Source organism: Burkholderia sp. COPS (assembly GCF_019425585.1).
Classification (GTDB): Bacteria; Pseudomonadota; Gammaproteobacteria; order Burkholderiales; family Burkholderiaceae; genus Burkholderia; species Burkholderia cepacia.
Genome location: NZ_WIXR01000100.1, coordinates 1 through 1,200, shown reverse-complemented (window position 1 = coordinate 1,200; position 1,200 = coordinate 1). Strand labels below are relative to the sequence as shown.

The window sequence follows — 1,200 nt, the reverse complement described above, 5'->3', positions numbered from 1 at the left end:
TCGAGCCAGCGCCCCGCGCGCACCGCGTCGCGGTACGCGACGAGGCTGCGGCGCAGCGCGAAGATCAGCGCGAACGTGTGCTCGGGCACCGTGCGGACCGCATACCCGCGAATGTTGCTCACGACGATGCCGTGCGCGGCACACGCGTCGAGATCGACGATGTCGGTGCCCGTCGCGGCGATCGCGATCATCCGCAGGCGCCGCGCGTCGGCAAGCGCCGCCGCGTCGAGCCGCACCTTGTTGGTCACGACGATGTCCGCGTCGCCGATGCGTGCAGCGACTTCGTGCGCGGCCGTCCGCTCGAACGTGCGCAACACGTGCGGAAACGGGAACGGCTTCAGCACGGTTTGCGGCGACAGCGTCGCGCGGTCGAGGAACACGATCGTCGCGGGAGAGGAAACGGAAAACATGGCGGGCCTCGCTGGCAGGCGCCCGGGGCGGGCGCGGAACGGGTTCGATTCTGCCGGCGGCACGCGGGCCGNNCGAGTGCGCTTTCCCGGATGGAAAGGCTGGCGCACTGCATTTGTGAACGGACGCCGCGCACGCCTTTCCGTTTCGGAAAGGCTGGTTGAGCATCGATCGATTTTCGCCGGGCGGGAACGCCGTCATGATCGCCGTCATCGACAACACGCTTTCATCGGAGACAACCATGACACGGCCCCTCGACGGCATCCGCGTGCTGGAACTCGGACAACTGATCGCCGGCCCGTTCGCGGGCCGGATGCTCGCCGAATTCGGTGCGGACGTGCTCAAGGTCGAGCCGCCCGCGCTCGGCGACCCGCTGCGCAAATGGCGGCTGCTGCACGACGGCACGTCGGTCTGGTGGGCCGCGCAGTCGCGCAACAAGCGCTCGCTGACGCTCGACTTGCGCACGCCCGAAGGGCAGGACGTGGTACGCCGCCTCGTCGCGGAAACCGACGTGCTGATCGAGAACTTCCGGCCCGGCACGCTCGAGGGCTGGGGGCTCGGCTGGGACGCGCTGTCCGCGATCAACCCGGGGCTCGTGATGCTGCGCGTGTCGGGCTTCGGCCAGACGGGCCCGTACCGCGACCGGCCCGGCTTCGGCGTGATCGCCGAGGCGATGGGCGGCCTGCGGCACCTGACCGGCGAGCCGGGCCGCACGCCGGTGCGCGTCGGCATCTCGCTCGGCGATTCGCTGTCGGCGCTGCACGGCGTGATCGGCGTGCTGCTCGCGCTTCG

At 70.5% G+C, this 1,200-nt stretch carries 1 protein-coding gene and 1 pseudogene; one reads left to right on the top strand and one right to left on the bottom strand.

The window, feature by feature from the left end:
* Nucleotides 1-410: pseudogene (locus tag FOZ70_RS38475) on the bottom strand (glycerate dehydrogenase); the annotation flags it as partial.
* A gap of 239 nt (nt 411-649) precedes the next feature.
* Between FOZ70_RS38475 and FOZ70_RS37700 the strand changes: the two are divergent.
* Nucleotides 650-1,200, top strand: a 551-nt coding sequence (locus tag FOZ70_RS37700) for a CoA transferase (protein ID WP_219707906.1), incomplete at its 3' end; no start/stop codon positions are given.